The sequence below is a fragment of the Streptomyces sp. UW30 genome (genome assembly GCF_008042075.1).
GTDB lineage: Bacteria > Actinomycetota > Actinomycetes > Streptomycetales > Streptomycetaceae > Streptomyces.
In genome coordinates this window covers 1-3,548 of the sequence record NZ_RDBN01000011.1, presented here as the reverse complement: position 1 = coordinate 3,548, position 3,548 = coordinate 1, and the positions used below count along the sequence as shown (strand labels likewise).

General features: G+C 69.5%; 3 protein-coding genes. 2 read left to right on the top strand and 1 reads right to left on the bottom strand.

The window, feature by feature from the left end; genetic code table 11:
* Positions 1-611 precede the first annotated feature (611 nt).
* Together EAO75_RS08845 and EAO75_RS46505 are read left to right on the top strand one after the other, a co-directional pair.
* A complete protein-coding gene (locus EAO75_RS08845; RefSeq protein ID WP_147994507.1) occupies positions 612-1,172 on the top strand; it encodes a DUF5994 family protein in 561 nt (186 codons plus the stop codon).
* A gap of 48 nt (positions 1,173-1,220) precedes the next feature.
* Positions 1,221-1,403: a hypothetical protein gene (locus tag EAO75_RS46505; protein WP_222723926.1), complete on the top strand. Its 183-nt coding sequence runs from the start codon at positions 1,221-1,223 to the stop codon at positions 1,401-1,403.
* Between the two features lie 51 nt (positions 1,404-1,454).
* Here EAO75_RS46505 and EAO75_RS08835 read toward each other — a convergent pair whose 3' ends face one another.
* Positions 1,455-2,696, bottom strand: coding sequence for a PP2C family protein-serine/threonine phosphatase (locus EAO75_RS08835; RefSeq protein ID WP_147994506.1), 1,242 nt, complete (start codon positions 2,694-2,696; stop codon positions 1,455-1,457).
* Positions 2,697-3,548 lie beyond the last annotated feature (852 nt).

Here is a 3,548-nt window from a genome sequence, read left to right as displayed (position 1 = left end):
CGGGCGGGGCCACCAGGCGCCGTCCAACTCGGCGGGCCCTGCGGAAGAGCTCTCGGATCTCAACGCGAGGCGCGCGGTCGGGGCCCTGAAGGGAACGGCCCGTAGCGGGGGATGAGAGGTGGTCGCGGCCATCGCGCGAACCCGTCTCCGGACTCCTGCGCGAGAGCAGCTGCCCGGTGTCGTCGCTCACCGGGAACGGCACCGGCATCGGAGCCGATGTGCGAAGTGCTCCCGATGACTTCACGCTACTCCCCGAAGGCGCCGGGCGGACCGGACGGCGTGACCCAGGCCGAGCAGATCCTCAGCCCGGGAAGTGTTGCCGGTCAGCCGCGGCGGTCCTCGGGCGTACGAGCGGAGCACCTGGGAGTATCGCGATGGTGGCCACGTCGGCGAGTGCACCGGGATGGTTCGGACTGTTGCCTCTGGGGCGCAAGCCCCGTGCAGGGACCCATGGGACTGTTTCTCCGTTGGCCGGACCATCCGTTGGGCCTGTCCGAGGAGTACGCTGGAATCACCGAGGATATTTCGCGCACAGGCTCCCAGGCTGGTGTCGTTTTCGGCGATTGAATACGCCGGGCCGGTCATGACCGGCCCGGGGCAGGGTTCGCGTCATGACTGCGACCATTTCCCTCCCGCCGACAGCCGAAGCCGAAGCCGATGACCGTGGCTTCTCCTCGCCCTCTCTGCGCCTGTCGCTAGCTCCCACCGGCCCCGCACCGTCTCTGCTGGACGGCGCCTGGTGGCCCCGCTCCCGCGATCTCGAGTCCGAACTCCCCTCACTGACGGCCGTACTGGATCCGTTGTGGGGGCGGATCACCCGGGTCACAGTGAATCCCACCCACTGGCCCGTCGTTCCGCGCAAGGTGTCCGTCGCCGGGCACGTGGTGAAGGTGGGRTGGTTCCTGGCCGAGCAGGACCCGCACGAACTGCTGTTGCTCTCGTACCGCATGGGCCGTTGGAACCTCTTGGTGGTCCCGCCGCAGACGACTCCCGTCTCGGCCGCCTGGCTGATGYCCGCCGCGAGCGCGGACACCGGTCCGCCGAAGACCGCGACCGCGCTCATGACGGCGGAACGGGCGCGCCACGGAAGCAGGGCGCGGGCCGGGAAGGACCGGAGCGGCGGTGCCTTCCCGTCACACGGCCGGAATCAGCAACGCACGGTCGGGATATGACTGCACGCGAGGCGCGTCGCCCGCCGCGGCCGGGCAGCGCAAGGGCGGGTGCCGTCACACGGGATCGCCGGCGGCGGCTGCCATGAGCGGTTCCGCGGCCTCCTCAGTCGTATCCGGAGGCACGACCAGCAGGTCCCCGGCATCGGCATCGGCGTCGCCCCCTACGCCCTGGACCCCACCAACGCCGAACGCCTCTGGAACCTCTCGCTGGAACTGCTCGCCGACAGCTGAGCACCGCTGGAGGGTCTGCTCTACAGAGATCGGTCATGGGATATCGCGGGCTCAGTCGAGGGTGGCGAGATGGTCGGCGTCGCCGCCTCGCCACTCGATGAGGAAGATGGTCGCGTCGTCGCTCGTGGTGCCGCCGCGTTCGTGTTTCAGGGCGTGGGAGAGGGCTCGCACCACTGCCCGTACCTGGGTGCGTTCGCGGAGGATGCGGTTGGTCCACTCGATGAGCTGCTCCTCACCGAACTGTTCCCCGCCCGCCTGGTGCTCCTCGATCAGGCCGTCGGTGAAGCACAGCAGCCGGTCGCCGGGTTGCAGCATCCGCTCGCTGACCATCGGCTCCTCACCGCCGAAGCCGACCGGCAACGTGGTCGGGCTCTCCAGCCGGTCCACGACAGCGCGGTCTCGGATCAGGAGCGGAGCCGGGTGGCCGGCGTTGACCCATTGCAGCCGGCCCGTGGCGATGTTCAGCACCATCATCTGCGCGGTGACGAAGTGGTCGGGGCCGAACTGGTCGTTGATGGCCCTGTCCATGAAGGCGTACACCTGGGACAGATCGGTATGCGCCCGTCTCGTGTGTCGATAGGCACCGACGGCCACCGTCGCCATGGTCGCCGCATCCAGCCCGTGGCCCATCGCGTCGAGTATGGCCACGTGAAGGATGTCGCCGTTGAGGGCGTAGTCGAAGCTGTCGCCGGCCACGTCGTAGGCGGGCTCCAGGATTCCGGCCACCTCGACCTGCGGAACGGTCATCGACAGCGGAGGCAGCAACGACCACTGAATCTCCGCGGCCACGCTCATCGGGGAGCTGCGACGGGCCTGGAAGAACAGGTCGGTGTAGGCGTCCTTGGTGACGATCATGTCAGCGACCAGACCGGCGAGTCTGCGGAGCAACCGACGGTCGTCGTCATCGACCGTGTCCAGGGTGACGGCCATCGCCCCGATCTGGTCGCTGCCGTCCAGCAGCGGCAGGTACATCCGCACACTGCCGTCCTGCGGCACCTCTACCGTTCTGCGGCTCAGGAACGCCTCGCCGGCCGGGGAGCCCTCGACCGGCTCGGAGCTGCCGACCCTCAGCCTCCGGCCCGGCAGCGGCACCAGCAGCACCTGTTCGTAGTCCTGCAGGAGGATGGTGACCTCCCGCCCTCCGACCCTGGCCACCTCTTCCGCGACGAGCGGGGCGATCAACTCCGGCGGCATCTCGTGCGCCCGGTCAAGGAGCACACCCAGCAGTCGTTCGCCAAACCCCTCCGACCGGTCCACCCCGATCCTGTCCGGCTTGCGCCCACCGTCCGTCATCGCTGTTCCGTTTCCCTTCGTCCCGGGGGATGGGGCGCTCAATGGGCGGCTCTGTCCATACGGTGATTGCCAGACGGCCGGGTGTCCCGGCTGCGTCGCCCGCACCCAGGTCCGGACCCGCACCCGGACCGGACCCGCATCCGGACCGGACCCGGATCCGCGCCAGCACCCGCATCCGCAGCCGCTGCGCGCGATGCCGGCCGGAGCGACGTCAGTGCCTTCAACGTCCCGACCATGTATCCCGACGGACCACATGTCCCGGCTCACGGTGCCCCGACACAACGCAGACCCCGACCCGCTCGGATCCAACCGGCGGTCAACGGCGATCAGCGTGGCCCGACGCTGCCGACCGGCACAGGCTTGCATCGCCGCCCGGTGCAACGAGCCGATTACGCCACAGGCGGCATGTCGCCCCCAAACGCCCGTTGCCACAAGAGGCTTGGGCCGACGGGACATGGTTTCGGGAGGCTCTCCTCGCCCTCCCGCAGGCGCTGCGTAGCACGCGTGCATGCCCGAAGCCGGGTGCTGCGCGCCCGCCGCGCCGCGCTGCCGTCTGCGCGGGGTGCGCACGACGACGCTTAGTAGCTCGGGCCTACCAGGCACTTCGGGGCGGGCCATTCGTGCAACACCCGCGCACCGACGAGACCCTCACCTACGACCATCGGCGACTTCAGCCCGTACGACCGCTCGGCCGCCGCAAGGCATTCGGCCCGGGCCCATGGCATTGCGCTCCGACATGCGGGCGGCGCAGGAACTTACCGCGGCTGTCGTGAATGCCGCTTCGGGCGTCGACGCACAGTAAAGGCGCAGGCCAGCATGCCGAGGCCCCAGGCGATCAAAAGGGCACCCCAC